Raw genomic sequence first — 26,617 nt, 5'->3', positions numbered from 1 at the left:
ACGGTGATCGTCCGCCCGGGACCCGTGCATCCGAAGAAGGACCGGCACCGGCGTTACGGCGATCGGTCCCGTTCAGCAAGAACCGGGTCCGCACCGTGGAAGACGCCCGCGGCGGCGCCCACTGGACACCATAGGAGTGACCGGTACCTATCCGTCCTCACAGGAGGCAGACGTGGACGACGACCCGCTCTTCGTCATCGATCCGGCCGGGACCGACATCCACGGCGAGGCGGCCCGGCTTCGGGCCCGCGGGCCGGTCACCCGGGTGCTGCTGCCCGGCGGAGTCGAGGCCTGGTCGGTGACCGGCTACCACGCCGCCCGGCAGGTCCTGGCGGACGAGCGGTTCGCCAAGAACGCCCGGCGGCACTGGCCGGCGTACGCCGAGGGCACCCTCGGCCCGGACTTCCCGCTGATCGCCTGGGCTCGGATGGACAACATGTCCACCGCGGACGGTGAGCCGCACACCCGCCAACGCCGCCTTGTCGCCGGTGCGTTCAGCCCGCGGCGGATCGCCATGCTGCGACCGCGGGTCGAGCGGATCGTGACGCGCGCGCTGGACGAGCTGGCCGACCATGCGGCCGAGCGGCCGGGCGAGCCGGTCGACCTCAAGGTGCGGTACGCGCACCCGGTGGCGTCGCGGGTGATCGGCGAGCTGCTCGGCGTGCCCGACGGCGACCCGGACGGCATCCTGGACCGCGCCGGGTACGTCGAGCCGAACCCGCAGAAGGCGGCCGTGGAGTTCGCCTCGCTGCGGAGCAAGATCGAGGCCCTGGTCGCGGAGAAGCGCCGGGAACCGGGGGAGGACCTGATCAGCGATCTGATCGCGGCCGAGCCGAGCGGGTGCCCGGTGCCCGGGGCGGGCGGCGGGTCCGATGCCGAACTGGTCGGCCTGGCCCAGCTGATGCTCAACACCGGCGCCGAACCGGCCAGGAACCTCATCACGAACACCGCGCTGGCGCTACTCACCCGGCCCGGCCAGCGCGCCCTGGCAGCGGGCGGCGAGGTGGACTGGGACGACGTGGTGGAGGAGACGCTGCGCACCGACGCGCCGGTCGCGCACCTGCCGTTCCGGTTCGCGACGGAGGACGTCACGATCGCCGGCACGACCATCTCCCGGGGCGACCCAGTGGTGGTCGGTTACGCCGCGACCGGCCGTGATCCGGAACTGCACGGCGACGCCGCGGAGGAGTTCGACGCCCGGCACGCGGACAAGCGGCACGTGGCGTTCGGCCACGGCGTCCACCGGTGTGTCGGCCCGGCGCTGACCCGGATGGAGGTGCGCATCGCGGTGGAGGAGCTGTTCACGCGCTTCCCCCGGCTGCGGCTGGCGGTGGAGCCGGACGAACTGGCCGGCCAGGGCACCTTCATCATGAACGGCCGACTCGCGCTGCCGGTCCATCTCTGAGAGGACAGCAGGTCCCTCCACACACTGATACGGCGTCATGACCGGGAAGGTGTGACGACATCGCCACTGCCGGGAGGAGAGGCACCCGCCGCCCGGGGGAGAAGAAGACAGCCGCCGAGCGCGCCGTCCGCGCGTCGTGACTGCCGGCCCGGCGGGACGCGGAGTGGTTGCTGACGAGCCGTCGGGAAAGCCGGCGCACCAGGCGGGAGGCCGAGGGCATCGGCGCCGGGCGATGCCAGCGGCATACCCGGATCCGGTGCGGGCGGACGGCGATGACAGCCGCACTCCAGGAGATGCCGCTGTCGGTCGCGGTCGTCATTGTGTAGATCAAGGAGCCGCTCGCTGTGAATCGGAGTCCCGATGTGGCGTGGTGTGCGGTCTGTCCGATTCCCATGCATCGTGCCGAGTGATTGATGGAGGCTGTCCATGACCGACCCCGCGTACCGGCATGTGCCGGCGACCGAGGTGCAGCAAGGGCTGTGGCTGTTGCGTGCGCTCGGTCAGGAGCCGGCGCCGCGATGCCGGACGTACCGGGTGGTCGGCGACCTGGACGTGGCGGCGCTGGCTGTGGCGTGGCGGTCGCTCGTGGACCGGCACGAGCAACTGCGGTCGGCGCTGGTGCTGCGGGACGGCGTGCCGGTGCGGAGGGTCTGGGCGCGTTCCGGGACGCAGGCGTTTCGGCTGCGCGAGGTGGACAGCGGGCTGGCCGATGAGGCGGACTGCGGATCGGCCGCCGAGGGGGAGTCAGGGCCGGCCGGCGACGGCGAGTCGGATCCGGTCGGCGTGCCGACGGGGGCACAGATGACGGTCACACGCTGCGGGCCCGAGGAGCACCGGGTCCGGCTGGCGGTTCCTGGCGCATTCGCTGACGAGGACTTCCTGGACACGCTGGTCGAGGAACTGTCCGAACTGTGCGCCGGGAGAGCGCTCCTGACAGACACTCCCCACGGCGGGGTGACCGCTGCGGAGGCCGAATCCCCTGAGGCATTGGCCTGGTGGGTCAATACGCTGAACCCGTTGCCGAGCGAACTTCCGCTGCCCGCAGACCGCCCGCGTCCGGACCAGGCCTCGGGACGGTGGGGAACGGTCAGCGCCCCGGCCGACCCGGAGCTCGGCCACGCCGTCGCACGCTGTGCCGAAGCCAGTCGCAGCAGCCCGTCCGTCGTGATGCTCACCGCGTTCCAGGTCCTCCTGCACCGCTACACCGGAGGCGACCGGGTGGCTGTCGCGGTACCGGTCTCGCAGGGCGGGGCGGGCGCGGCGGCGAACGTCCTGATCCTGCCGGCCGACATCGAGGCGAGGCAGAGCTTCAACGACGTCCTCGAGCGCGGCACGGCACTGGCCGCCGAGGCGATGGCGCGGCGCACCGTTCCGCTGGCGCGTGTGCTCGGGGCGCTGCCGGTCGTTCGCGACGTGCGGCGGGTGCCGCTGGGCGATGTCGTGTTCGACCATCGGGGACGGCCGGAGCCGGTGCTGACGATTCCCGGTGCGGTCGTCGAGCCCTGCCCGGAACACGGTGGGCCGGCACCGGCCGATCTGGTGCTGCGAGTCGACGACAGCGGGAGCGGGCCGGCCGTCACCGTGCTCTACGACGCGGACCAGTTCGGGCCGGAGACTGCGCGGATGATCCTGCGACAGTTCCGTACGCTGCTTCGGCACGCCGTCCGGGCTCCGGACACCACCGTCGGTGAGTTGACGCTCGACAGTCCCGGCAGAGCGGCACGCGCCGTCGACGAGGCTGACCGGCGGGCCGATGACGGCGCGCCCGGATACACGATCGTGGAGGCGATCAGCAGGCGCGCGTCGCAGGACCCGGACGCGGTGGCCGTTGACGGTCACGACGGCACGCTGACCTACCGTGCGTTGTACGCCACCGCGACACGGGTCGCCGAGGACCTGCGGGCCGCCGGGGTGCGGGCCGGTGATCCGGTTGTGGTGCGGCTGCCGGTGGGAGTGCGTCAGTACGCCGCACTGCTCGGGGTGTTGTCGGCCGGCGCACATCTGTGTTGGTTCGGGACCGCTGACAACGGGGACCGCGGCCGGGCAGTCCTCGAGGCGCTGAAGCCAGTGGCGATGTTGGTGGCCCCTGGAGCGACCGGAACCGCAGGAGCTGCCGCCCCCGGCCCCGACGAACTTCTCGACTGGTACCGCATGGCCATCGGCGGCCAGGTCGTCACGGTGGGAGAGCCCGACCCGGCGCCGCGAGCATCCGCACCCTCCTCGCCGCCCCCGCCGCCGAGGCTCACCGACCGCGCCTACGTCGCCTTCACCTCCGGCACCACCGGCGTCCCGAAAGGTATCGCGCACGGTCACGCCGCCCTCGCGCAGTTCGCCGCGTGGATGGCCGCCGAGTTCGAGATCGGACCCGGCGTACGCGTCGCGCAGTGGGTGGCCGCCGAACACGACCCTGCCCTGGCCGAGACGTTCGCAGCGCTCGGATCGGGCGCCACGCTGTGCCCGGTGCCCGAGAAGATCCGTGCCAACCCCGAACGCCTCCTGGATTGGCTGGCCGCCGAACGCATCGGCGTACTCCAGACCGTGCCGAGCTTCGCCCGCGAACTGCTCCGCGTCCTCACCGAGCGCCGTTCCGCCGAACGACTGGGCACACTCAGGGCCCTGCTGTTGATGGGCGAAGCACTGCCCGGCGAACTCGCCGACGGACTGCTGGCCGCGCTGCCACTGGTCCGCATCGCCAACCTCTACGGCCCGACCGAGACCGTCGCCGCGACCTGGCACCCGGTTCACCGGCGGGCAGTACACGTCACCGGCGCGACCACCGGCCCGCCAACCAGCGCGTCAGCCGGTACGCCGGCGAAGCCGGCCGCCGCCCCGGTTCCCATAGGCCGCCCCATCCCCGGCCGCGGCGTCCTCATCGTCGACGAATCAGACCGCCTCTGCCCTGCCGGCGTCACCGGCGAACTGGTCATCACCGGCCCCTACGTCGCCGACGGCTACCTCGCCGACCACGACCACGCCGCCTTCACCCGCCTCCCGTCCATCGACGCACCCTGCTACCGCACCGGCGACCTCGCCCGCCGCCGCCCCGACGGCACCCTCGAATACCGCGGCCGCAAGGACAGCCAGATCAAGCTCTACGGCAGCCGGCTGGAGCTCACCGATGTCGAAGCGGCCCTGGCCGGGCACGCCACCGTCGCCGACTGCGCCGTCGTCGCCGGCGCCGACCGCGACGGCCTGGCCGTCCGCCTGGTGATCTGCGTCGTCCCGCGCAGCCCACCCGACGGCGAGCCGCAGGGCTCACCGAGCGAGTGGCGCACCCACCTGCGCCGACGCTTTGGCCGCTCGCTGCTCCCGGCCCTGTACCGCACCCTGGACCGTCTCCCGCGTACCGTCACCGGCAAGGTCGACCGCCCCCAGCTGGCGCGTACCGTTGCCGCCGCCGAGCGCGATGCAGCGGCCCGGCACCCCGCGACCGGTACCGAGGCAGACCTCGCCGCGATCTGGGCGGACCTGCTCGGCACGCCGCCGGAGCACGTCGACCAGAGCTTTTTCTCCGTCGGCGGCACCTCCCTGTTGGTCCCGCAGCTGCTGCACCAGGTGCACCAGCGCTTCGCGGCCGACGTGACCGTCCCCCAGTTCTACGCACATCAGAGCCTGGCGGCCCTGGCGGCTCTGGTCGACCGAACCCGATGAAGGAGTACCTCGTGTCCACCACCCCCATCAGCGCTCCAGCCGTCCTGGACGGCGAGACGCTCGACATCCCTGCTGTCCGCCGCGTGGCCGAGCAGCGGGCCGAGGTGACGCTGACGCCCCAGTCGCTGGCCAAGGCCGGCAAGAGCCGCGCCGTGTTCGAGGACGTGGTCCGCGCCGGGACCCCGGTCTACGGCGTCACCACCGGCTACGGCGAGATGATCTACATGCTCGTCGACCCCTCGCGGGAGACCGAGCTGCAGACCAACCTCGTCCGTAGCCACAGTGCCGGCGTCGGTCCGTTCTTCCCTCACGACCAGGCACGTGCGATCGTCGCCGCGCGTCTCAACGCCCTGGCAAAAGGCTACTCAGCGGTCCGGCCGGAGATCCTGGAGCGGCTGGCCCTGTACCTGAACACCGACCTGATCCCGGCGATCCCGGAGATCGGCTCGCTGGGGGCCAGCGGAGACCTGGCTCCGCTGGCGCACGTGGCCTCCACCATCATCGGTGAGGGCTACTTCCTGGGCCCGGACGGCCGACGCCCGGTAGCGCCGGTGCTGCGCTCGCTCGGGATCACGCCGCTGGAGCTGAAGTTCAAGGAGGGCCTGGCGCTGATCAACGGCACCTCGGCGATGACCGGGCTGGGCGCGCTGATCGTCGACCGGTCGCTGGAGCAGGTGCGGCACGCCGAGATCGTCTCGGCGCTGCTGGTGGAGGCGATGCGCGGGTCGATGGGGCCGTTCCAGCCCGAGGGCCACGACATCGCCCGGCCGCACCCCGGCCAGATCGACACCGCGGCGAACATGCGGGCCCTGCTGCGCGGCAGCCGGCTCACTGTGGAGCACTCGGACCTGCGCCGGCAGGTCGCCGCGGCCAAGGACGACGGGGACGTCACCCGGACCGAGATCTACCTGCAGAAGGCCTATTCGCTGCGGGCGATGCCGCAGGTGCTGGGCAGTGTCCGGGACACCCTGACGCACGCCACGGCCCGGGTGCAGACCGAGCTCAACTCCGCGAACGACAACCCCCTGTTCTTCGAGGACCACGAGGTCTTCCACGGCGCGAACTTCCACGGCCAGCCGGTGGCCTTCGTGATGGACTTCACCACGATCGCCCTGACTCAGCTCGGCGTGCTGGCCGAGCGGCAGCTCAACCGGGTCCTGAACCGGCATCTGAGCTACGGCCTGCCGGAGTTCCTGGTGGCCGGCGACCCGGGTCTGAGCAGCGGGTACGCCGGGGCGCAGTATCCGGCCACAGCGCTGGTCGCCGAGAACCGGACGATCGGCCCGGCCAGTACACAGAGCGTGCCGTCCAACGGCGACAACCAGGACATCGTCAGCATGGGTTTGATCGCGGCCCGAAACGCCCGGCGGGTGCTGGCCAACAACCAGCACATCCTGGCCGTGCAGTTCCTGGCCGCGGCCTCGGCGGTGGACGTCTCCGGGCGCTACGACGGCCTGGGACCGGCCGGCCGCGCCGCCTATGACGCGGTGCGCTCGCTCGTGCCGCCGCTGAATCAGGACCGGTACATGGCTGACGACATCGAGACCGTCGCCGCCGCCCTGACCCGCGGGGAGTTCATCACCGCCGTCGAGGACTGCGGCGTGGAACTGCTTTGACACCGGCGTCCGCCGGCCCCGGGCCCGGCGGACCGACAGGAAGGCAGGACAGCAATGGCCACTCGGCCAATGACCGGCGAGGAGTACGTGGAAAGCCTTCGCGACGCTCGCGAGGTCTACGTGTACGGCGAACGTGTCAAGGACGTCACGACGCACCCGGCGTTCCACAATCCGGTGCGCATGACCGCCCGGCTCTACGACGCCCTGCACGACGACCGCTACCGCGACGTCCTGACCTGCCCGGTCGATGGCGGCGGCGACGGGTACACCCACCGCTTCTTCACCACGCCGCGCAGCGCCGAGGACCTGGTCGCCGCACAAGGCGCGATCGCGGCCTGGGCCCGACTGAGCTACGGCTGGATGGGCCGCAGCCCCGACTACAAGGCCTCCTTCCTCGGCACCCTCGGCGCCAACGCCGATTTCTACGGGCCCTACGCCGACAACGCCCGGCGCTGGTACCGCGAGTCGCAGGAGAAGGTCCTGTTCTGGAACCACGCCATCGTGCACCCGCCGGTGGACCGCGACCGGCCGCCGGACGAGGTCGCCGACGTGTTCGTGCACGTCGAGGCCGAGACCGACGAGGGGCTCGTGGTCAGCGGCGCCAAGGTGGTGGCCACCGGCTCGGCGCTGGCTCACTACAACTTCATCGCGCACTACGGCCTGCCGATCCGCAAGCGTCAGTTCGCACTGGTGGCCACCGTGCCGATGGACGCCCTCGGCGTGAAGCTGATCTGCCGGCCTTCTTACAGCGCGACCGCGGCCGTGGCCGGCAGCCCCTTCGACTACCCGCTGTCCTCACGGCTGGATGAGAACGACACGATCCTCGTGATGGACAAGGTGTTGATCCCCTGGGAGAACGTCTTCATCTACGGGGACCTGGGCAAGGTGCAGATGTTCACCGCCCGCTCAGGCTTCCCCGAGCGGTTCACCTTCCACGGTTGTATCCGGCTCGCGGTGAAGCTGGAGTTCCTGGCCGGTCTGCTGTCCAAGGCGCTGCAGGTCACCGGCACGCGGGACTTCCGCGGGGTGCAGAGCCGGCTGGGGGAGGTGCTGGCCTGGCGGAACCTGTTCTGGGGGCTGTCCGACGCGGCCGCGCGCAACCCGGTGCCGTGGAAGGACGGAGCGGTGCTGCCCAACGCGGACTACGGGATGGCCTACCGATGGTTCATGCAGGTCGGTTACCCGCGGATCCGGGAGATCATCCTGCAGGACGTGGCCAGTGGGCTGATCTACGTTCCCTCCAGCGCCGAGGACTTCCACAACCCGCAGACGCGGCCGTACCTGGACAAGTATGTCCGCGGCTCAGGCGGGGTCACGGCCGTGGAGCGGGTCAAGCTCATGAAGCTGCTGTGGGACGCGATCGGCAGCGAGTTCGGCAGCCGACACGAGCTGTACGAGCGCAACTACTCGGGCAACCACGAGAACACCCGGGTCGAGCTGTACGCCAGTCAGCTGGCCTCCGGCCAGCTGGCCGGCTACGAGAAGTTCGCCGAGCAATGCATGTCCGAGTACGACCTGGACGGCTGGACGGTCCCGGACCTGGAGTCCTTCCCGGACCTCAAGAATCTGATCAACCGGCCCTGAGAGGGCGTTGACCTCTCGGCTTACACGGTCCCCATCCTCCAGTCGTGCACGGGTTACGGTTTGACGGGTTTCCAGTGAGCGAAGAGTCCGGGGAACCGCCTGGCGTGAGGGCTCAGGGCCTCTCGTGCTCTCGCTCGCTTCCGCTTGAACCGCTTGTACTTGCGGACGAGCCACCGCACCGGATCATCGTTGACGCGATTGAGGGTGGAGAGCAACGCAGACGGGTGGAACCGCCCGAAGTAGTTGATCCAGCCCCGCACGACCGGGTTGGTCTCCCGGGCGAGCTCCTCCAGAGTCGTGTCACTGCGCAGGTGCAGCCGCCAATGACGAATCTGCATCCGGATTTGCCTGGCGGCCTCGTCGCTGATGGCCGGACTGAAGCCGAGGAAGTAATCTCCGCGCTTCGTCCGGAGCCTTCTCACGCGAAACCCGCACCCCCAGGAACGTGAACGACGTGTGCTCGGCCGAGCCACGCCGGTTCCGGTCCTTGCAGTACACGATGCGGGTCTTGTCCGGATGTGACTCCAGACCACCGCACTCGGCCGGCCGCCCGCCGACGGCCTCGCGCACATGGTGCGCCTGGGCCTCGTTGCGGCAGTGGACCACTACGTCGTCGCAGTACCGCTCGCACCGGACGCCGGGGTACTCCCGGGCCATCCACGTATCGAACGCGTAGTGCATGAAGAGGTTGGACAACACGGGTGAAACCGCCGAGCCCTGCGGGCTGCCGCGGTCCCGGGCCTGCAAGCTGCCGTCCCGCCTCTGAAGCGGGGCTTTGAGCCATCGCTCCACATACAACAGGACCCATTGCTGGTCGGTATGGTGCCCGGCGGCCTTGAGGACGAGATCATGGTCGAGGCTGTCGAAGAACCCCCGGATGTCCATATCGATCACCCAGTCGGTCTTCCAACACCGTTCCCGGCATGCCGCAATCGCATCCAGCGCACTGCGGCGGGGCCGATAGCCATAGGAATCCGGATGGAACACAGGCCCCACCAGCGGCTCCAGCACCATGGCCACCGCCGTTTGCGCGATTCTGTCCGCGACCGTGGGCACGCCGAGGACCCTGACCCCGCGTCCTCCCGGCTTGCCGATCTCCACCATCTTGACCGGCGGCGGAAAACAGCAGCCCGACGACATGCGATCCCACAGTTTATAGAGGTTGCCCTTCAGGTCCGCCTCGAACTGCTCGATCGACTCGCCGTCGACACCCGCCGCACCCTTGTTGGCCCTGCCCCTCAAGTACGCCTCGAACACCAGGTGTTTCAAGATCTCAAACGACTTCGATCCGCTCGTCCGGTTCACCCCGGACACTCCGGTCGGCCACCAAGCCGAGGGCTGTCGACGGTGACGCCCTGGACCGGTCGGGTGGGCGCCCACCCGACCGGCCGGCACCGCGCCGCCACCGAGCCCGTCCAGGCGCCGCCACCCTCCGCGTCCGGGCGGCCGCGCGTGATCGCTGTCGACGGCAAAGCACTCAAGGGATCAGCCCGTCCCACCACGACGCGCCGGCATCTGCCCTCCACGGTCACTCACGGCACCGTCGTGCCCCTCGCCCAGGCGGAGGCCGGCGCGAAGACGAACGAAACCACACACTTGCGCCCGCTGCCGGCACCACTGGACCTGACCGGCACCGTCGTCACCTCCGACGCCCTGCACTCGGTCAAGGCGAACATCTCCTGGCTGGTCGAAACCAAGAAGGCCCACCGCACCACCGTGATCAGGACCAACCAGCCCACCGCCCACCGTCGGCTCGCGGCCCTGCCATGACCGGCCACCCCCGTCCAGCACACCACCCCGCGCGCTGGCCCCGGCCGCCACGAGTCCCGCTCGGTCAAAACCTGCTCCATCGCCGACGAACTCGGCGGAATCGCCTTTCCCACGCTCTCCTGGCCATCCGCATCCACCGCTGCCGCAAGCAGGCCGGCACACGCGAGACCTGTGAGTGGGCGGTTCGTGAGTGTATGAGTGATTCTGCTATCGCCTGATGGTGTGGTTGTGAGGCGGATTCTCCCGGCCCGGGGGCTGGGGTCTGGTGGGCTGGCCGGGTGAGTGAACGGAAGCCGTATCCGAGTGACTTATCGGATGAGCAGTGGGCCCTGATCGAGCCGGTGATCACCGCGTGGAAGGACCGGCATCGTTCGGTCAGCGGCCATCAGGGCGCCTATGACATGCGGGAGATCATCAACGCGATCCTCTATCAGGGGCGGACCGGATGCCAGTGGGCCTATCTCCCGCATGACCTGCCGCCCAAGAGCGCGACGTACTACTACTTCGCTGCCTGGCGGGACGACGGAACCGACCAGGTCATCCATGAGCTCCTGCGCTGCCAGGTCCGGGAACGCGCCCGGCGATTAGAGGACCCGACCCTGGTGGTGCTGGACACCCAGAGTGTCCGCGCGGCCGCCTCGGTCCCCGCCGCGACGACCGGCCATGACCCGGCCAAGCGGGTGCCGGGCCGCAAGCGTGGCCTGGCCGTGGACGTCCTCGGCCTGGTCATCGCGGTCGTCGTTCTCGCGGCGAACGTCCATGACAACACCGCGGGTATCGCCCTGCTGAGCGAGGTTGCCGAGAACGCCGGCGGCGCCGTCAGCAAGGCTCTGGTCGACCAGGGCTTCAAGACCCAGGTCGTCACACACGGCGTCGGCCTCGGCATCGACGTGGAGATCGTCCAACGCGACCCGCAGCACAAGGGGTTCGTCCCGCAGCCGAAGCGATGGAGGGTCGAGCAGACCTACGGGATCTTGATACTGCACCGGCGACTGGTCCGCGACTACGAACACCACCCCTCCTCCTCGGCCTCCCGCGTCTACTGGGCCATGACCCATGTGATGGCCCGACGCCTCACCGGCGCGAACGCCCCCACCTGGCGTGAGCCGGCGGCAGCGTGAACATCCAGCCCCTCCTCCAGGCGCTGGACATCCAGGAGGAGGCCGCCCGTGCCCTGGCCGACGACCTCCGCGCGCGGATCGACGACCTGCAGACCCGGCTGCGGGAGGCCGAGACCCACCTCGAGCACCTCGCGATCACCCGCACAACCGTCACCGGCCTCGCCGACCGGATCCCCGTCTCCCCGCCGGAGCTGCCCGAGCATCCGGACTACGCCCGCATCCTCACCGTGTTCAACGAGGCCCCCGGGCCCCTGCGGGCCAAGGACGTCTGTCAGGCCCTCGGCCACGAAATCCTGCCCAAGAACGTCGAGGGCACCCGAGCCAAGCTGAAACGCCTGGTCAAACTCGGCGTCCTCACCGAAGCCGACACGGGCAGCTTCGCCAGGAAGCAATAGCCACCGCTACGACCAGCACCCCTGACGCAACCCTCATGCAGAAACGGACATCACTTCACGAACCGTCCACTGAGAGGGCGTTTATGCAGGTTAAGCCCTAAATGCGGCTCTCGCCCCTGCCCTGCTTTGGGGGCCTTCATCCCGTAGGTGGCGAATGGCGGTCTCCAGGGCGGATGCTCAGCCATCCGTCTCGTTCGCTTCCATGCCTGGAAGTCCGTCTGGTTTGAAGTTGCCGTGGAATCGCCCAATGAACAGCGGAATCGAACATTCCGCCTCGCTCATGATCACGCTACGTCGTGAGCGAGCGCAAGCCGTACCCCAGCGACCTGTCCGACGCCCGATGGGCCCTGATCGAGCCGACGTTGACGGCCTGGAGAAAGGCCCGGCTCGACCGCAGGCCAACCGGGCAGCCGGCCAAAGTCGATTTACGCGACGTCTTCAACGCGATCCTCTACGTGAACCGCACGGGAATCCCCTGGAAATACCTTCCACATGACTTCCCGAACCACGGCACCGTCTATGCCTACTACGCGGCCTGGCGCGACGAAGGAATCTTCGCCCGGCTCAATTACGACCTGACCGGACTGGCCCGCGTGAAGGAAGGGCGCAAGCCTGAACCGACCGCCTCCGTGATCGACACCCAGAGCGTGAAGACTTCCACCAACGTGCCCGTGACCAGCCAGGGAACGGACGCCGCGAAGAAGATCGTCGGTCGGAAGCGCGGCATCCTCACCGACACGATCGGCCTCATCCTCGCCGTTACCGTCACCGCCGCCAGCCTGTCGGAGAACGCCCTGGGAATCCGTCTCCTCGACCAGGCGAAGGAGACGTACCCGACCCTCTCCAAGAGCTGGGTCGACACCGGCTTCAAGAACGCTGTCGTCGAGCACGGCGCCCGCCTCGGAATCGATGTCGAAGTCGTCAACAGGAACCCGGAGACCCGCGGCTTTCAGATCGTAAAAAGGCGCTGGGTGGTCGAGCGGAGTATCGGTTGGCTCATGATGCACCGCCGCCTCGCCCGCGACTACGAGACCCTCACCACCAGCTCCGAGGCCATGATCCACATCGCCTCGATCGGCAACCTCACCAGGCGCATAACGGACGAGACGACACCCACCTGGCGAGGAACGTACTAGGACGTAAACGGCAAGTTGCCCACTTCAAACGCCCTCTGAGTGGGCGGTTCGTGGGGTGATGTCCATTTCCGGCTGAGGTTGGAGCAAGGTTGCGTCGGCTATTGCTTCCTGGCGAAGTTGCCGGTGTCGGCCTCGGTGAGGATCCCGAGTTTGACCAGGCGTTTCAGCTTGGCGCGGGTGCCTTCGACGTTCTTTGGCAGCAGGTCGTGGCCCAGGGCTTCGCAGACGTCCTTGGCCCGTAGCGGTCCGGTTGTCTGGTTGAAGGCGGTCAGGATGCGGGGGTAGTCCGGGTGCTCGGGCAGGTCCGGTGCGACGTTCGGGAGCCGGTCGGCGAGGCCGGTGACGGTCGTGCGGGTGATCGCGAGGTGTTCGAGGTGCATCTCGGCCTCCCGCAGCCGGGTCTGCAGGCCGTCAATCTGCGTGCGGAGGTCGTCGGCCAGGGCCCGGGCGGCGTCTTCCTGGAGGTCCAGGGCGTCGAGCAGGGGCTGGAGGTTCACCCTGCCGCCGCCTTCGCCTCGTGCCAGGTGGGGGCGTTCGCGCCGGTGAGGCGGCGGGTCATGACGTGGGTCATCGCCCAGTAGACGCGCGAGGCGGAGGAGGAAGGGCGGTGCTCGTAGTCGCGGACCAGGCGGCGGTGCAGTATCAGGATGCCGTAGGTCTGCTCGACCCTCCATCGCTTCGGCTGCGGCACGAACCCCTTGACCTGCGGGTCGCGTGCGACGATCTCGACGTCGATGCCCAGGCCGGCGCCGTGCGCGACGACCTGGTTCTTGAAGCCCTGGTCGACCAGGGCTTTGCGGACGCTTCCGCCGGCGTGCTCGGCGACCTGGTCCAGCAGGAGGATGCCCGCGGCGTTGTCGTGGGTGTTCGCGGCGAGGACGACGACTGCGATGACCAGGCCGAGGACGTCCACGGCCAGTCCGCGTTTGCGGCCGGGCACCCGCTTGGCCGGATCATGGCCGGTCGTGGCGGCAGGGACCCCGGCGGCCACGTGGACACTCTGGGTGTCCAGGACCACCAGGGTCGGGTCCTCTAATCGGCGGGCGCGTTCACGGACCTGGCAGCGCAGAAGTTCATGGATGACCTGGTCGGTGCCGTCGTCCCGCCAGGCGGCGAAGTAGTAGTAGGTCGCGCTCTTGGGCGGCAGGTCGTGCGGGAGATAGGCCCACTGGCAGCCGGTTCGCCCCTGGTAGAGGATCGCGTTCACGATCTCCCGCATGTCGTAGGCGCCCTGGTGGCCGCTGACCGAGCGGTGCCGGTCCTTCCACGCGGTGATCACCGGCTCGATCAATGACCACTGCTCGTCCGATAAGTCACTCGGGTACAACTTGCGTTCACTCACCCGGTCACCTCACCAGATCAGCACCCGTGGACCGGCGGATTCCGTCCTGCCGCCACACCATCAGGCGACAGCAGAACCACTCAAAGACTCACGAACCGCCCACTGAGAGTGTCTACGCCGTGACCAGCCTCGACGCCCACCAGGCCGACCCCGCCGACCTGGCCGCCGCGATCCGCGGGCACTGGGGAGTGGAGAACTCCTCGCACCACATCAGGGATGTCACCTTCGCCGAGGACGCCTCCACCGTCCACGCCGGGACCGCACCACGGGCCATGGCGACCCTCCGCGACCTCGCCATCGGCGTGCTGAAAACCCTCGGAGCCGACAACATCGCCAAGACCACCCGGGCGATCCGCGACGAGTCCCACCGGGCACTCCTCGTCCTGGGCATCACCAACGATCCGGACACCTAAGGAACTTGACCAAGCCCTGGCCCGGTTTCCCGCTGGAGTCTTTCGGGCCGGGACCCGTCGACCGCAGCGAGACGCATCCCTGATCAGTGAGGGCCGGGCTGTGGCGCCGACAGCGGAAGGTCGTCCAGCCGGCCTTCCGGCACCAGCGGATCGCCCGGCAGGCGGGTGCCGTCGCAGAGGAGGCGGCCGGACCGCTCGCGCGGCTGCGCGCCCACGCGGGTCGCGGGCCGGTGAACCTGGAGCACGAACTGACGGCCCTGACGCTCGGCGTGTTGGGCCGCACGTTGTGGGGAGCGGCCCGGGGCCCGTGGAGGGGGCCGTGTTCACCGTGGCGCTGCTCTGCCGCGAGCTGCGCCTGGAGAAGGTGCCGGGCCACCGGGTGATGGCGGAGCCGATGCTCTCGCTCGGGATGCCGGGCGGGCCGCCGGTGACGGCCATACGGTGCGGCGACCGCTGCGGCGGGGTCGACGCCCCGCCGCAGCGCCGGATCATCCGGCGGCCCGGACGATGTCCGCCTCGAACGCCTCCGACCGCACGCGCTGCAGTGCCACCAGTATCGGGGGATCGAGAATTCGCATACCCCGCAGTCGGAAATCGGTCGGGCCGAGTGGCGTGTCCCGGCGCACCTCCAGAGGGCCGAGGGAGCCCACATGAACCGCTTGGTCCTCCGTCAGGGCTTCGCAGGCATGTCCCGGAACGGAATGCCCCAACAAGAACCACGTTCCAGCCGGAACCTCTGTGATCTCAAAAGGTCCAGGGAAAGGGAGAACGGTGCAACTCACCGGCTTGCCCTCGGGTACCCGGGTAGGGAAAAGACCAAGGAATAATAGCCCCAGGTCCGCGCCCTCGGGTGCAGTGACCGACCCGTACACCGAACCCCCGGCATCTCGCTTTCCGGCAACTTTTACCGAATTGACGAATCCATTGAATCGCCGATAGGTGGAGGGCGCTATTCCGACGCTGCCGGAAAATCGTGAGCTGAAGGTTCCCACACTGCTGTACCCGACCATATGGCTGATGGCGGTGACAGTGAGATCGGTCGTCAGCAGCAACCTCTTCGCCTCCCGGATGCGCATCGCCGACAGGAAACGACCTGGTGAGACGCCTGTCACCCTCTGGAATTCGCGGGAGAAATGAAACTTGCTGTACATGGCGAACCCGGCTATGTCGTCAATGCTCAGCGGCTCCGAGAGGTTCTCCCGCATGATCTCGATGGATCGCTCGACGGCATCGACAATAGTGGGCACCGCGCGTTTCCCGCTCTCCATTTACCCTCCCAGGGCAGTGAGAAGGCGACCAGGTCGGTTGAATTCGGGGCCATGGGATCGTGGGGCCACCGGACGACGGACGACCTAGAACGCTCATAGCGGAAAGGAACATTAGCAGCACGTCTCTCACCCGAACAAGCATACGTTTCATGTTTCGAATGCGTACGCCATGGGAATATGTGCCCGCCCGTTGGAGTGCCTTGAAACAGCAACATCGGAGATGTTACGGGCCCCTGCATCATGGACTATCGACACAGCCAATTCGCCCGCAGAACAATCCTTCCCGGCTTATCCGTCCGTCCAGAGGGAATCGCTATGTCCGGATGGCGACCACGGGCACCGCAGGACGCCCGGTCCGGGCCGCGACACCGTCGGAGATCGACCGGAATACCCGGCCGAGAGGTTCTCCGCGCCCCGTTCCGAGCACCCAGTACCGGCCCGCGACCGCGTCGGGGCGGTCCAAGGCGGCGAGCAACGTCCGTGCGGTGCAGTCGACTTGGAGCAGATCGCACTGCACCGGGCCGGCGTGCCACATCGTCGGCGGCTCCCCGGCCAGTGCCCGTCACACGATCGCCGCCAGTACCCCGTGAGCCCTCCGTCCCGACGGCGCGCCGCGGCCGTAGACCGTCGGCAGGCAGCGGGAGGCGCCGCGAAGCCTCGGTGCCGCTCACGCCGCATCGCCCTGCTGCCCGGCCGGGCGGGGGAGCGCGGCGGATTCCTCGCAGCGCCGGCAGACGGCCTGCCAGTAGTGGCTCCACGGGACGGCCCTGCCATGGGCGACGGTCTCCCAGCGGGGCCCGGCCGGTAGGCCGAGAGGAACTTCGGGCCCAGGGCCGCGACAGCGCCGCTGTCGCGGATGTCGAGGACGTCGCGCAGCAGCCCGGTCGCCGGCGCCATTCGCACGACCTCGGCGCCCTGGGCGTGGTTGTCCAGCTCCTTCTCCAGGTATTGGCCGACCGGATTGTTCACGCAGAGCGCCGCGCATCGGCGGTCGAGTCGATGTTCGGACACAGGTCGAAGCGGCCCGCTCCGAGTGCCCGGTCCAGGTCGTCCGCGTCGTCGACCGACACGAGCCCGACGCGGGAGAAGGACCGGTGCCCCGGGACGGTGCGGAGGTGTTCCCACGACAGTGGGAGGGCACGTCCCGGATCGGGGATCCAGTGCTCCTCGACACGGTGGTGGGAGAGCATCGCGTGGCAGGTCCGCCCGTAGCCCGCGCCGATCTCCAGGACGCGCGCCGCCCGGGCAGACGTACCGGCTGATGAACTCCGGCTCGTGGACCGCGAGCAGGTGATCCGTGCGGACGCTGTCGCCGTCATGGGTCACGTCGATGGGAGACCCGGTCTCGTGGTGGCGGATCCTGCGCAGGCGCGCACGGTTCTCCGGGGTGATCCGCGAGGCGATTTCGAAGATGAGCGCCTTGCGATATCGCACGCCGTTGACCTGCGGATCCCATAGCGGGAGCTCGAAGTTGACCGGATCCGATTTGAACGAGGCCGGATTCGCCACGCCCTTCTCGGTCACCTTGACGGAGTTGTTGTAGTTCCACAGCGCGCTCTGGGCGTTCTGTCATCCATGAACTGCGATGCTATGCGGCGCAACTGGCGTTGACTTCTTCGACGATGAGGTTCTCGACCGGCTTCCACACCGGATCCATTGCTGTCCGGGATGAGCACCGAGAGAGAAGGACCGGACGGCGGTCTGCCACACACTGGGTGCCGGAGCATATCCGCAACGAGTGGAGGGAATTCCACATGGCGAAGCAGAGGGACGTCCTGGCAGATCTGGTCGAGGAAGGGGACGAGATCGATGCTCTGGTCGCGGAGTTGGGCGACGCCGAGTGGGACGCGCCGACCCCCGCCGAGGGATGGACGATAGCCCATCAGATCGCACATCTGACCATGGTCTTCGAGCTGGCGGAGAAGGCCGCCGCCGATGCCCCGGCCTTCGAGGCCACGGTCGCCGGGCTCGGACCGTCCTTCGACGCGGCGGTCCAGCAGGGGCTGTACCCCTACCTGGCGGACGGCCCCGCCCGGCTGCTGGACCACTGGCGGACCCAGCGTGCCGCCACCGAGCAGGCGCTGTTCGCAGTCGGGCCGGGGCAGATCGTGCCGTGGCTGGTGCGTCCCATCCCCGCCGCGGTGCTCACCGCGGCGGGGATGATGGAGACGTTCGCGCACGGCCAGGACGTGGCGGACACACTGGGCGTGCGGCGGACGTTCACCGACCGGATCCTCCACATCGCCGAATTCACGGTTACCACCTGGGATTTCGGCTATCAGTCGCGTGAGCTGACAGCGCCGCCGACCGGGTTCCGCTTCCGTCTGACGGCGCCCTCGGGGGAAGTGTGGGAGATGGGGCCCGCGGAAGCCCGCGAGCTCATCGAGGGCCCGGCGGTGGACCTGTGCTTGCTCGCCACCCGGCGGCGCCACCGTGCGGATCTGGCCCTGACCGCCACCGGCCCCGAGAGCGACCGGTGGCTCGACATCGCTCAGGCGTACCGCGGCCCTGCGGGTCCCGGCCGCCGTCCGGGACAGTTCACCGAGGTGCCCGGATAGCCCGCCGGAGGCGGTGACGGAGGTGGAAAGGGCCGGGGGCCCGGGGCGGAGGGGACGCTGACTCTGTCGGGGATCTTGGTGGTCTGCTCAGTCTCGGGCGGACCGCCAAGACCTCGGCCGGGGGATCCCGTGCTGGTCCAGGTAGTTCTGGAAGGCGGTCGGCGGCCGGGACGGGGGTGCTTGTCCGGCCGGCGGCTGTCGGCTGAGGCGCTCGATGTTCGTGGCGATAGCTGTGAACACGTGCTGTAAGTGGGCTTTGTGCTGTCCCCGGTAGCGGCAGTGGCGCATGCCGTGTCCGTGGGCGAGCTCGTTGATGGTGCCTTCCACTCCGGAGCGGACCGCGTAGCGGGCCTGCCATTCGGACGTCTGCTGTTCGGCGCGCACGCGGAGTTGCAGGTCACGGAGTTCGCGCGGGGGAAAGCCCACGCTCCGGGCGCCGTCGGCGGTGGTCGTGCAGCGACTGCGGACCGGGCAGGGACGGCACTGGCTCTTGGTGAACCGCGCAATGATCAGAGGCGCCGCGGTGGGTGAGGAGGTCGGATAAGGGCCGTGCCATCCCGCGCTGGTCTCGCCCTGCGGGCAGGTGACCTGACGGCGGTCGAAGTCGATGTGGAAGTCGTCGCGGCCGAAACCGTTGTTCCTGCGGTTCTGGCGGGTGGTGTTGACCGGCAGTGGCCCGGTGACCGTGACCTGGTGTTCGCGGGCCGCCTGTTCCAGATGGACCAGGGAGGTGTAGCCGCCGTCGACCAGGTGCTCGGCAGGCAGCAGACCGCGGCGCTTGAGCCGGGTGTGGATGCCGGGCAGCGCCTTCGCGTCGTAGCCGGTGGCGTCGGTGGTGGCCACATCCGTGATCACGTTGGCGCCGTCAGGGTCACAGGTCTCGGTGAGATGCGCGACGAACCCTTTCCAGCGGGTGACGTGTCCGCGACGTGCGTAGCGGGCGGTCGGGTCGTAGGGCGAGACGACTGCGACGGCCGAGGGCGGCAGCCCGCCTTCCTCGGTGGTGCGCCAGCGCAGGCGGCCGGCCCCGTCGTGGTAGTAGTTCTGCACCATGATCTGCCGCAGGGCCTGGACGCGGGGCCCGGACAGGCGTTCCGGCCCGTGCTGCCCGAGGTGCTCGATCAGCCGGACGGCGTCGTTGCCGGTGGCGAGGATCCTGGTCTTGGGGCGGGTGGGGTTCTTGCCCAGACGGACCGGGCGGCCGTAGCGGCGCCCCCACTCCTCGTCGACCAGGCCGGCCAGCAGGTGCGAAGCCGTGCCGGCCAGCTCTTCCAGCGCGGCGCGGACGGCCTCGGTGACCAGTTCCAGCCGGGTCAGGTCGCGCACCGCGGCCAGGACGTGGGTGGAGTCCGTGCGCTGGGTGGTGCGCTCGCGGACGAGACCGGCCTCCTTCAGGCGCGCGAGCGCGAGGTCGAGGAGACGGTCGGCTCGGCCGCCCTCGGTGAGGCGGTCGCGGAAGTCGGCCAGCACGCTGTGGTGGAAGCCGGGATCGTCCAGCTCCATGGCCAGCGCGTACTTGAAATCGATGCGGCAGCGAACCGCCTCGGCCGCCTGCCGGTCCGACAGATTGAGCAGGAACTGCAGCACACAGACGGTGGCCAGCTGGGCGGGCGAAAGCCCCGGGCGACCGTCACGCGGGTACCAGTCGGCGAAGTCCTCGTCCCGCCACAGCCCGCCCAGGTGATCTCTCACCCACATCGCCGTCGTCCCGCCCGGGTTGCTCGCCCGAGCCATCTGCACGGTCAGAGAAGGAACTTGCTCACCAGAACGCGGGCGGAGCGACAACGGGCACCTCGACAACTGCATCGGTCCTTGAACAGAGCCGAGCATGCCCGTTGATCATGCTGCCCCGCCGGGGATCCTCAAGATCCCCGACAGAGTCAGCATCCGGACGGCCCCGGGCCCCCGGCCCGTCCGGCGGAGCGGTCTCAGTTGACCGGAGTGTTCTGATAGGCGGCGAGCTGCCACCCGGTTCCCTCCTTGACGACCACCCAGGTGGCCCGAATGGAGCGCTCCGCCGAGACCTCCTTCTCTCCGGGCAGCAGAATGCCTCCCGCGGTGACAAGAACCGCGGAGTCCGGGCTGAGGAACTCGACCGAAATCGGCTCACCGGTCACGCGCGTCCCCTTGTAGGGGCCGGCGAATGCCTCGGTCATGAACCCTTCGACGGCCTCACGGCCCTTCTTGAAAGTCCCGGGCAGGATCATCGTGCCTTTCTCGGTGAATACCGCAGCGAACTTCTTCGCGTCGTGGCTCGCCCACGCCGCGACAATCCGCTGCGGGACTGCCGCCGCGCCTGCCTGGTCGGTACGGGTGGAGCTGGTCGTGTTCGGCATTGTCGTCTCCCTCTGGTACGCGTGTTTCCCGGTCCGCGCCAGCGTGGCAAAGTTCTTCGCACCGGGACAACTCCGACGATGCCGTTGCATCGCGGAACGGTCCGGGGCCGGGCTCGAAATAACGGCGGCCGCACCGGGGAAGGGAAGGAGCGGGGAAGGAACCCGGGTGCGTATTCGCCTTTCTCGGAACGTACTCCTGTCGGGCGGACGTATGAATACGGGAAATTCTCCGTGCCAGCTTTCGAGACAGGGAGGCGGCAATCGACGGAAGAGGATCGAGGAGTGCGGAGGAGCGGGCAGCCCGAAGATGTACGAATATGATTCGACTGCATTCGACTTCGGCGCACGGTCCAGTCGATCTACGAGGACGGTGCACCGGACGGGCTGCGGCCGGGCCGCCCATGGAGAGGATCACCTGGAAGACCGACAGGTCCACGGTCTTCCATGCCGCCTTCTACCAGGAGTCCGAATCGAAGGTCCGGCTGCTGTACCGGTTCCCCGTGAAGTCGTTCGCGGCGGAGGTGCTCGGCACGGGCGTTTTCTGCTTCCAGCGCGTTCCGACTTTCCGGACTCATTTTCCGGTGAACGTCGCCGTCGGCGAGTTCCACACGGACGGTGATGACAACCACCGTGACGGCGAGGTCAATTGCCGGCTTCCGCTGACGCGTGCCCGGGGGACGGACTCCGCCCGGGGCGAACAGGAGAAAGGAGCGAAGGACCACTCGGCGGCCGAGCTCGATGTGGGGGCAGGTGCTGGTCTTCGCGGCGGTGAACCGAAACCACGGGAACAAGGCCGACGAGACCGGCCCGACCCGCGTGAGTTTCGACTTCCGGTGCATCCCCGGCTCTTCGACCACAGCGCTTCGGAGCTGCGCACGGTGGACGCAGGGAAGGGACTGCGGACCGGGGAGTCCTCGATGTCTTCCGACCGGTCCGTCCGCCGCCGGCCCCGCACACGCCGTGCACGGACCCGGCGGCGGACTGCTACCGCGACGCCGCCCAGCGCACCGGAGCGGCGCCATCTCCTCTTGCGCGACACGCCTGGTGTCCCGTGCCGGGAAGCCGTTGACGATCCAGGCCGTTCCTGTGGCGGGGATGGGCTGACCGTTGGGTGGGTCGGTGTTGTCCGAGGACGAGCGGGCGGTGTTCACGGCCGTGGTGTACGTGCTGACCCGCGGGTGCGCGTGGCGGTGTCCGCCGGAGTCGTCCGGTCTCCCGCCCGGCGACCGCGTCCGCAGAGGCCGCCGATCCGAACCAGGTCCTGCGGGGCTGGGCGGCGGCGCGTGCCAGTCGGTGAACGATGTCCAAAGCCGTGTGGAGGAGACCTGCACGCCCGATGTGAAGCGGCGGGGACTGGAACGGAGCAGCAGCCACCGTCCCAGTCCCCGGCCCTGCTGAGAGGAGCAGGATGCTCAGAGGTACTGGGTGTTGGGGGCCAGCCCGCACAGGATGCGGCCGTACAGCTCCAGGTTGGTGTTCGGGTGCATGATGGCGTGGAGGTTCAGCGTCTGGACATCGCGCTCGATGCGCTGGATGGGCACGTCGATGTAGATCGACGAGGCGCCGCTCGCCGTGTTCAGGATGTCGACGGCTTCCTTTGACCGCTGGCACGCCGCGCCTGTGTCGAGCCGGACACGGGCGCGTTCCTCCAGCGTCCACGGCTCGCCGGATGCGTTCTTGGCGTCCACGAGGTCGGCGATGCGGTACACGTGGAACTCGGTCTCGTCGATCTTGACCGATGCCTCGGCTACCTGGAGGTGGGTGAGCGGGGCCTGGCTCTGGTCGGTGTACTCGGTGTAGGTGATCTTCCGGCCGGGCAGCCGCTCGAAGAAGACGTCCTTGGCGCCCTTGGCCAGACCCAGTGCGGTCGCGCTGACCGTGGCGCACGCCGTCGGCATGATCGGCGCCCGGTGGATGAGCGCATCGGCGTTACTGCCGTGACCGCTGTGCCCCTGGAGGATGCCGCCCAGCGGGATGTACCAGCCGTCCGGCACGAAGACCTCGTGGGCGACGGTACTGACACTGCCGGAACCACGCAGTCCGGCGGTGTGCCAGTCGTCGTCGATCTCCAGCGAAGCCAGCGGAATCAGGGTCATGACCGGCTGGTAGCTGCCGTCCGGCATGGCCAGCACCGCCGCGTTGGTGTTCCACTTGCTGTGCTTGGCCCCGCTGTTGAACGCCCACCTGCCGTTGACCACGATGCCGTCCTTGGCCGGCACCGCCATGGCCGTCGGACTGATGATGCCGCTCACCAGGTCGTCCGGGGAGGCGAACACCTCGTCCTGCACCGTGTCAGAAAAGAGCCCGGCGACCCACGCGCTGATGGACCACACGCCGGCGGTCCACGACGCGGATCCGTCTCCCTTGGCCAGTTCTGCGAGTACCTCCACCTGGGTCCTCATGTCGGACTCGTAACCGCCGAGGCGGGCGGGGAGCCGGGTGCGCAGCAGGCCGGCCTCTGCCATCGCCTTGATGGTGCCCTCGTGCAACTGGCGATTCTCTTCGGCCCAGGACGCGTTCTCGCGGAGCGTCGGCACCAACTTCGCTGCGCGGGCAACAAGGTCGGCGCGGGTCGGTGAGTCCGCAAGCTCAGTGGTGTCCACAGATTCTCCTTGGGAAGCGATGACAGGGGGTTCGGTGGGCGCCCGGTGATCGGAGTCCTGGATCACCGTCGCAGGCACCGGTGTGCGTTACATCTCCTGGGTTGCGGGGTGCGGGCAGGTGGTCACGGGGCCCGGGAACAAGGACTCGAGTATCTGGTGGCCCCGGGCTACCGGACCGTGCGCGTGCCTGCCGTGCGGAACTCCGCGCCGCGGTCCCCGCACGCCGGTGAGCCGGTCGCGGTCCACGACGACGGCCTCGGCGTCATGCTGAACGAGAGCCCGTGCGGCCGGAGCCCCCGGTGCTTCCGCCCAGCACCAGCACACGATCCCCGATGCGCTCACCCATCGCGGTCCCCCTCTGAAGCCCATCGGCTGATCTCCCAGAGCATCCTGCTGCGCGCTGTTGGGCGCCGCATCTCTTGGCTTGCGCTGCCGGGAAAGAACCTTCTCGGGCCAACCCCCACTGCTCGGGGCAGCAGTTCGAACCCTGCCCAGAGAGAGGCGCGGGCCGCCAAGAGCAATCCAGAAGATGCCGGACGCCTGACCGGGTGTGAGGCTGACGCCGGTCGAAGCTCGTCAGACGGAGAGGTCCTCCGTGGCCGTGCCCGCCTGACGGCTGCCCTCTGTTCCAAAGAGCTCGTCACAGCCCGTCCGACGGCCTTGTCACAGCCCGCCTCACCGATCGGCCGACCACTGGAGACGGTTGTGAAAGCCGCTGTCCCGTCATGACCGACGGCACCGGCCGGAACATCCACGCGGAAGCCGACCGTCTACGGGAGCACGGCCCCGTCGTCGGGTGGAACGCCCCGGCGCGGTGCGGTCAGGTCCGTCACCGGCTACGACGCCGCCCTGCACTGCCCGAGTGCCGAACGGCTTACGCAGCCTTCCCGAACGTCTGAAGCCGGAGAGTGTACGCCCATGAAAGCAGCCGTCATTCCCGCGATCAACGCCCAGTGGGAGATTCAGGAGGTCGCAACCCCCCGGCCGGGCCCCGGCGAGGTGCTCATCAAGGTGCACGCGTGCGGGATCTGCCACAACGACATCTGGGTCGCCCAGGGCGTCTTCCCCTTCCCGGGGTGCGAACCGGCGATCACCGGACACGAGGCGGCGGGCGAGATAGTCGAACTGGGTCCGGGCATCACGACCCGCCAGGTGGGCGACCGGGTCGGCACCACCTGGGTCCAGGCCGCCTGCGGCCGATGCTCCTACTGCCGGCGCAACCTGCCGCTGACCGGCCAGTCCGGCATGATGTGCGCGGCGCCGGTGATGACCGGTCTGACCGTACAAGGAGGCCATGCCGAATACCTCTGCGTGGCCGCCGCGAGCACCGTGCTGCTCCCCGACGGGATCGACTACGCGACGGCCGCGCCCGTCCTCTGCGCCGGCTACACGGCCTGGAGCGCGCTGCGCGTGAGCGAACCGCAGCCGCACGAGCGGATTGCGGTTCTCGGCATCGGAGGGCTGGGGCACATGGCCGTGCAGTACTCCCGGGCCTGCGGGTTGGAGACCGTCGCCATCACCCGCTCGTCGGACAAGCATGAACTCTCCGCGAGGCTCGGGGCCGACCTCGTTGTCCGTGACGGGGAGGAACTGCGTGAGGCCGGCGGCGCCGACGTCGTCCTGGTGACCGGTACGTCGTACGAGGCCGCCACGGACGCGCTCCGGGGACTGCGGGTCGGCGGGCGGATCGTGCTGGCCACCATCGACCCGTCGGGTTCGTTCACCATTGACCCCGCCACACCGTTCTGGGCGCGGGGCCAGCGCGTGCTGGGCGCCACCCACAACGGACTGCGGTATCTGACCGAGGCGCTCGATCTGGTCGCGGAGGGTGCGGTGACCCCGATGACCGAGGTTTTCCCGATGGACAGGGTCGCGGACGCCGTCGACAAGGCGGCGAAGGGAGATGTCCGCTTCCGGGCCGTCGTGACGTACTGACCGGCGTAATGACCCCGCCGGAGGGGCGCGCACGTGATGTCCCCAGGGCCTACCACCGGGCGGATCGTCGGATCACCGGCCGGACTTCGCGAGCCCGGCAGGTCGGAGCGACCCAGCACGCTGAAAGAAGTGGGGCAGGGGAATACCGCACTCTGGAAGACGCCGGCGCGTGGCGGAGCCCGGACAATCCACTTCCGAGACCGGTTGTGGCTCTCTCCCGGCCCTTTGACGACGAGGCAAGTACACATGACAGAGGCAACGGCACCCAGCCCGGGCAGACTTCCTTCCCTGACCGCGTTACGATTCGTTGCCGCGTTCCTGGTCTTCGTCTTCCACGCGCACTACTTGGGCATATTCAGTGACACCTCGGTGCAGGAGGCGTACAACTTCATCACCAGCAGTGCCGGCGGGGTCGGCGTCTCGTTCTTCTTCGTGCTCAGTGGGTTCGTACTGACCTGGGCGGTGAAGCCGACCGACACGATGGGCAAGTTCTGGCGCCGGCGGTTCTTCAAGATCTTCCCGAGTCACGCCGTGGTCTGGCTGATCATCGTCGCCATGCTGTTCGCATCAGGTACCACGACCGAGGTCGGGCCTGCCACGGCCAACCTCTTCCTGGTGAACGCCTGGGTGCCGGACATGAACAACCTCATCTTCGCGGTCAACGGGGTCACGTGGTCGCTGTCGGCGGAGATCGCCTTCTACCTGCTGTTCCCGTTCCTGATTCCCGGTATCAACAAGATCCGGGCCAACCGGCTCTGGTACTGGGCCATCGCTGTGTCGGCGTTGGCATTGTCGGTTCCGCTGCTGTCGAAGGCCTTCCTGCCCGGCTCTCCGATGTTCCCGGGGTACGACCAGTTCTCCTGGCCGCAGATGTGGTTCGCCTACCAGTTCCCGCTGGTGCGCTGCCTCGAGTTCATCGTCGGCATCCTCTTCGCCCGTATCGTCCTGAGCGGACGGTGGGTCCGCCTCGGCCTGGGTCCGGCCGCGCTCAGCGTCCTCGCGGTGTACGTGGGGGCCCTGTGGCTGCCCCAGCTCTGGTCGTTTGCCGCACCCTACTCGTTCCCGCTCGGGCTGCTGGTCGCGGCCGCCGCCGCCGACGACCTCGCCGGTCGGGGAACACTGCTGGCCCGTCGTCCGCTGGTCTGGTTGGGTGAGATCTCGTACGCGTTCTTCCTGATCCACCTCAACGTGCTGAACTCGGCGCAGGCGGCGTTCAAGGGGGAGTGGATGGGCTACGGCGCCTTCGACCGGACGTCGTGGAGTACGCCGGTGGCGGTGCTGTTCCTGCTGGGCTGCCTGGCCGTCAGCATCGTCCTGGCCTGGCTGCTCTACCGGTTCGTCGAGATGCCGGTCATGCGGAGATGGTCCAGGCCCCGGCCACCCCGGCCGCCGGTGCTCGCGGTCGATACCGATGAGGTCAACGCCCCCACGACCACGGGCTGAGCCGAGCCTGGCGCTCCGCCCGGTACCCGATGCGGCGGGTA

At 68.9% G+C, this 26,617-nt stretch carries 20 protein-coding genes and 3 pseudogenes; 14 read left to right on the top strand and 9 right to left on the bottom strand.

Going from position 1 to position 26,617, the window contains the following annotated elements; translation table 11 throughout:
* The first annotated feature begins 172 nt into the window (after window positions 1-172).
* The 4 genes from ACWZEH_RS35655 (at window position 173) to ACWZEH_RS35640 (ending at window position 8,256) form a co-directional block, all read left to right on the top strand.
* Window positions 173-1,405, top strand: a complete 1,233-nt coding sequence (locus tag ACWZEH_RS35655; RefSeq protein WP_456200366.1) for a cytochrome P450 family protein — start codon at window positions 173-175, stop codon at window positions 1,403-1,405.
* Window positions 1,406-1,831: 426 nt separating this feature from the next.
* Window positions 1,832-5,056 carry an AMP-binding protein gene (locus ACWZEH_RS35650; RefSeq protein WP_456200364.1) on the top strand — a complete coding sequence of 1,075 codons (3,225 nt, stop codon included), beginning with the start codon at window positions 1,832-1,834 and terminating at the stop codon, window positions 5,054-5,056.
* Complete coding sequence (gene cmdF, locus ACWZEH_RS35645; RefSeq protein WP_456200363.1) at window positions 5,053-6,672, top strand: tyrosine 2,3-aminomutase; 1,620 nt, start codon at window positions 5,053-5,055, stop codon at window positions 6,670-6,672. The genes ACWZEH_RS35650 and cmdF overlap by 4 nt, the downstream gene beginning before the upstream one ends.
* 54 nt (window positions 6,673-6,726) lie before the next feature.
* Window positions 6,727-8,256, top strand: coding sequence for a 4-hydroxyphenylacetate 3-hydroxylase family protein (locus ACWZEH_RS35640; RefSeq protein WP_456200362.1), 1,530 nt, complete (start codon window positions 6,727-6,729; stop codon window positions 8,254-8,256).
* Window positions 8,257-8,309: 53 nt separating this feature from the next.
* Here the strand turns inward: ACWZEH_RS35640 and ACWZEH_RS35635 are convergent, their stop codons facing one another.
* The gene (locus ACWZEH_RS35635; RefSeq protein WP_456200361.1) at window positions 8,310-8,594 is read right to left on the bottom strand and encodes a group II intron maturase-specific domain-containing protein; all 285 of its coding nucleotides are present in this window, start codon (window positions 8,592-8,594) and stop codon (window positions 8,310-8,312) included.
* Window positions 8,557-9,561 (bottom strand): group II intron reverse transcriptase/maturase, encoded by a 1,005-nt coding sequence (gene ltrA, locus ACWZEH_RS35630; RefSeq protein WP_456200359.1) that lies wholly within the window; start codon window positions 9,559-9,561, stop codon window positions 8,557-8,559. The genes ACWZEH_RS35635 and ltrA overlap by 38 nt, the downstream gene beginning before the upstream one ends.
* 147 nt (window positions 9,562-9,708) lie before the next feature.
* Here ltrA and ACWZEH_RS35625 point away from each other — a divergent pair, with 147 nt between their 5' ends.
* The 4 genes from ACWZEH_RS35625 to ACWZEH_RS35610 all read left to right on the top strand — a co-directional run bounded on the left by ACWZEH_RS35625 (window position 9,709) and on the right by ACWZEH_RS35610 (window position 12,678).
* Window positions 9,709-10,026 (top strand): hypothetical protein, encoded by a 318-nt coding sequence (locus ACWZEH_RS35625; protein WP_456200357.1) that lies wholly within the window; start codon window positions 9,709-9,711, stop codon window positions 10,024-10,026.
* 278 nt (window positions 10,027-10,304) lie between these two features.
* On the top strand, window positions 10,305-11,147 hold the full coding sequence (locus ACWZEH_RS35620; RefSeq protein WP_381180232.1) for an IS5 family transposase: 843 nt from the start codon (window positions 10,305-10,307) through the stop codon (window positions 11,145-11,147).
* Window positions 11,144-11,542 carry a hypothetical protein gene (locus ACWZEH_RS35615; RefSeq protein WP_456200092.1) on the top strand — a complete coding sequence of 133 codons (399 nt, stop codon included), beginning with the start codon at window positions 11,144-11,146 and terminating at the stop codon, window positions 11,540-11,542. Before ACWZEH_RS35620 ends, ACWZEH_RS35615 begins: the two co-directional genes overlap by 4 nt.
* A 296-nt stretch (window positions 11,543-11,838) precedes the next feature.
* Window positions 11,839-12,678 (top strand): IS5 family transposase, encoded by an 840-nt coding sequence (locus ACWZEH_RS35610; protein ID WP_456192207.1) that lies wholly within the window; start codon window positions 11,839-11,841, stop codon window positions 12,676-12,678.
* A gap of 98 nt (window positions 12,679-12,776) precedes the next feature.
* Here the strand turns inward: ACWZEH_RS35610 and ACWZEH_RS35605 are convergent, their stop codons facing one another.
* Complete coding sequence (locus ACWZEH_RS35605) at window positions 12,777-13,175, bottom strand: hypothetical protein (protein ID WP_456193829.1); 399 nt, start codon at window positions 13,173-13,175, stop codon at window positions 12,777-12,779.
* A complete protein-coding gene (locus tag ACWZEH_RS35600) occupies window positions 13,172-14,020 on the bottom strand; it encodes an IS5 family transposase (protein ID WP_456193830.1) in 849 nt (282 codons plus the stop codon). The genes ACWZEH_RS35605 and ACWZEH_RS35600 overlap by 4 nt, the downstream gene beginning before the upstream one ends.
* A 158-nt stretch (window positions 14,021-14,178) precedes the next feature.
* Here ACWZEH_RS35600 and ACWZEH_RS35595 point away from each other — a divergent pair.
* Window positions 14,179-14,433 (top strand): annotated as a pseudogene (locus ACWZEH_RS35595) (ISAs1 family transposase); the annotation flags it as partial.
* Window positions 14,434-14,509: 76 nt separating this feature from the next.
* Window positions 14,510-14,729: pseudogene (locus ACWZEH_RS35590) on the top strand (cytochrome P450); the annotation flags it as partial.
* Window positions 14,730-14,921: 192 nt separating this feature from the next.
* Here the strand turns inward: ACWZEH_RS35590 and ACWZEH_RS35585 are convergent.
* Together ACWZEH_RS35585 and ACWZEH_RS35580 are read right to left on the bottom strand one after the other, a co-directional pair.
* A complete protein-coding gene (locus ACWZEH_RS35585) occupies window positions 14,922-15,638 on the bottom strand; it encodes a helix-turn-helix transcriptional regulator (RefSeq protein WP_456200552.1) in 717 nt (238 codons plus the stop codon).
* 1,028 nt (window positions 15,639-16,666) lie between these two features.
* Window positions 16,667-17,020 (bottom strand): putative sugar O-methyltransferase, encoded by a 354-nt coding sequence (locus tag ACWZEH_RS35580; protein ID WP_456200355.1) that lies wholly within the window; start codon window positions 17,018-17,020, stop codon window positions 16,667-16,669.
* A 435-nt stretch (window positions 17,021-17,455) separates the two neighbouring features.
* Here ACWZEH_RS35580 and ACWZEH_RS35575 point away from each other — a divergent pair, with 435 nt between their 5' ends.
* On the top strand, window positions 17,456-18,259 hold the full coding sequence (locus ACWZEH_RS35575; RefSeq protein WP_456200353.1) for a TIGR03084 family metal-binding protein: 804 nt from the start codon (window positions 17,456-17,458) through the stop codon (window positions 18,257-18,259).
* 87 nt (window positions 18,260-18,346) lie between these two features.
* Here ACWZEH_RS35575 and ACWZEH_RS35570 read toward each other — a convergent pair whose 3' ends face one another.
* Both ACWZEH_RS35570 and ACWZEH_RS35565 read right to left on the bottom strand, forming a co-directional pair.
* Window positions 18,347-19,957 carry an IS1182 family transposase gene (locus ACWZEH_RS35570; RefSeq protein WP_456200546.1) on the bottom strand — a complete coding sequence of 537 codons (1,611 nt, stop codon included), beginning with the start codon at window positions 19,955-19,957 and terminating at the stop codon, window positions 18,347-18,349.
* A 230-nt stretch (window positions 19,958-20,187) separates the two neighbouring features.
* On the bottom strand, window positions 20,188-20,595 hold the full coding sequence (locus tag ACWZEH_RS35565; RefSeq protein ID WP_456200545.1) for an SgcJ/EcaC family oxidoreductase: 408 nt from the start codon (window positions 20,593-20,595) through the stop codon (window positions 20,188-20,190).
* 1,107 nt (window positions 20,596-21,702) lie between these two features.
* On the opposite strand from ACWZEH_RS35565, the pseudogene ACWZEH_RS35560 reads away from it, so the two are divergent.
* Window positions 21,703-21,810: pseudogene (locus ACWZEH_RS35560) on the top strand (IS5/IS1182 family transposase); the annotation flags it as partial.
* Between the two features lie 197 nt (window positions 21,811-22,007).
* Here the strand turns inward: ACWZEH_RS35560 and ACWZEH_RS35555 are convergent.
* Window positions 22,008-23,198: an acyl-CoA dehydrogenase family protein gene (locus tag ACWZEH_RS35555; protein ID WP_456200543.1), complete on the bottom strand. Its 1,191-nt coding sequence runs from the start codon at window positions 23,196-23,198 to the stop codon at window positions 22,008-22,010.
* Window positions 23,199-24,116: 918 nt separating this feature from the next.
* Between ACWZEH_RS35555 and ACWZEH_RS35550 the strand changes: the two genes are divergently transcribed.
* Together ACWZEH_RS35550 and ACWZEH_RS35545 are read left to right on the top strand one after the other, a co-directional pair.
* Entirely contained in the window at window positions 24,117-25,133 is a 1,017-nt protein-coding gene (locus tag ACWZEH_RS35550; RefSeq protein WP_456200541.1) for an alcohol dehydrogenase catalytic domain-containing protein, read from the top strand.
* Window positions 25,134-25,379: 246 nt separating this feature from the next.
* Window positions 25,380-26,576 (top strand): acyltransferase family protein, encoded by a 1,197-nt coding sequence (locus tag ACWZEH_RS35545; RefSeq protein WP_456200540.1) that lies wholly within the window; start codon window positions 25,380-25,382, stop codon window positions 26,574-26,576.
* The last annotated feature ends 41 nt before the right edge of the window (window positions 26,577-26,617 follow it).

The organism is Streptomyces yamdrokensis, from assembly GCF_053890455.1.
Note: the sequence above shows the minus strand (reverse complement) of the source record. Positions and strands in the feature narration are given on the sequence as shown.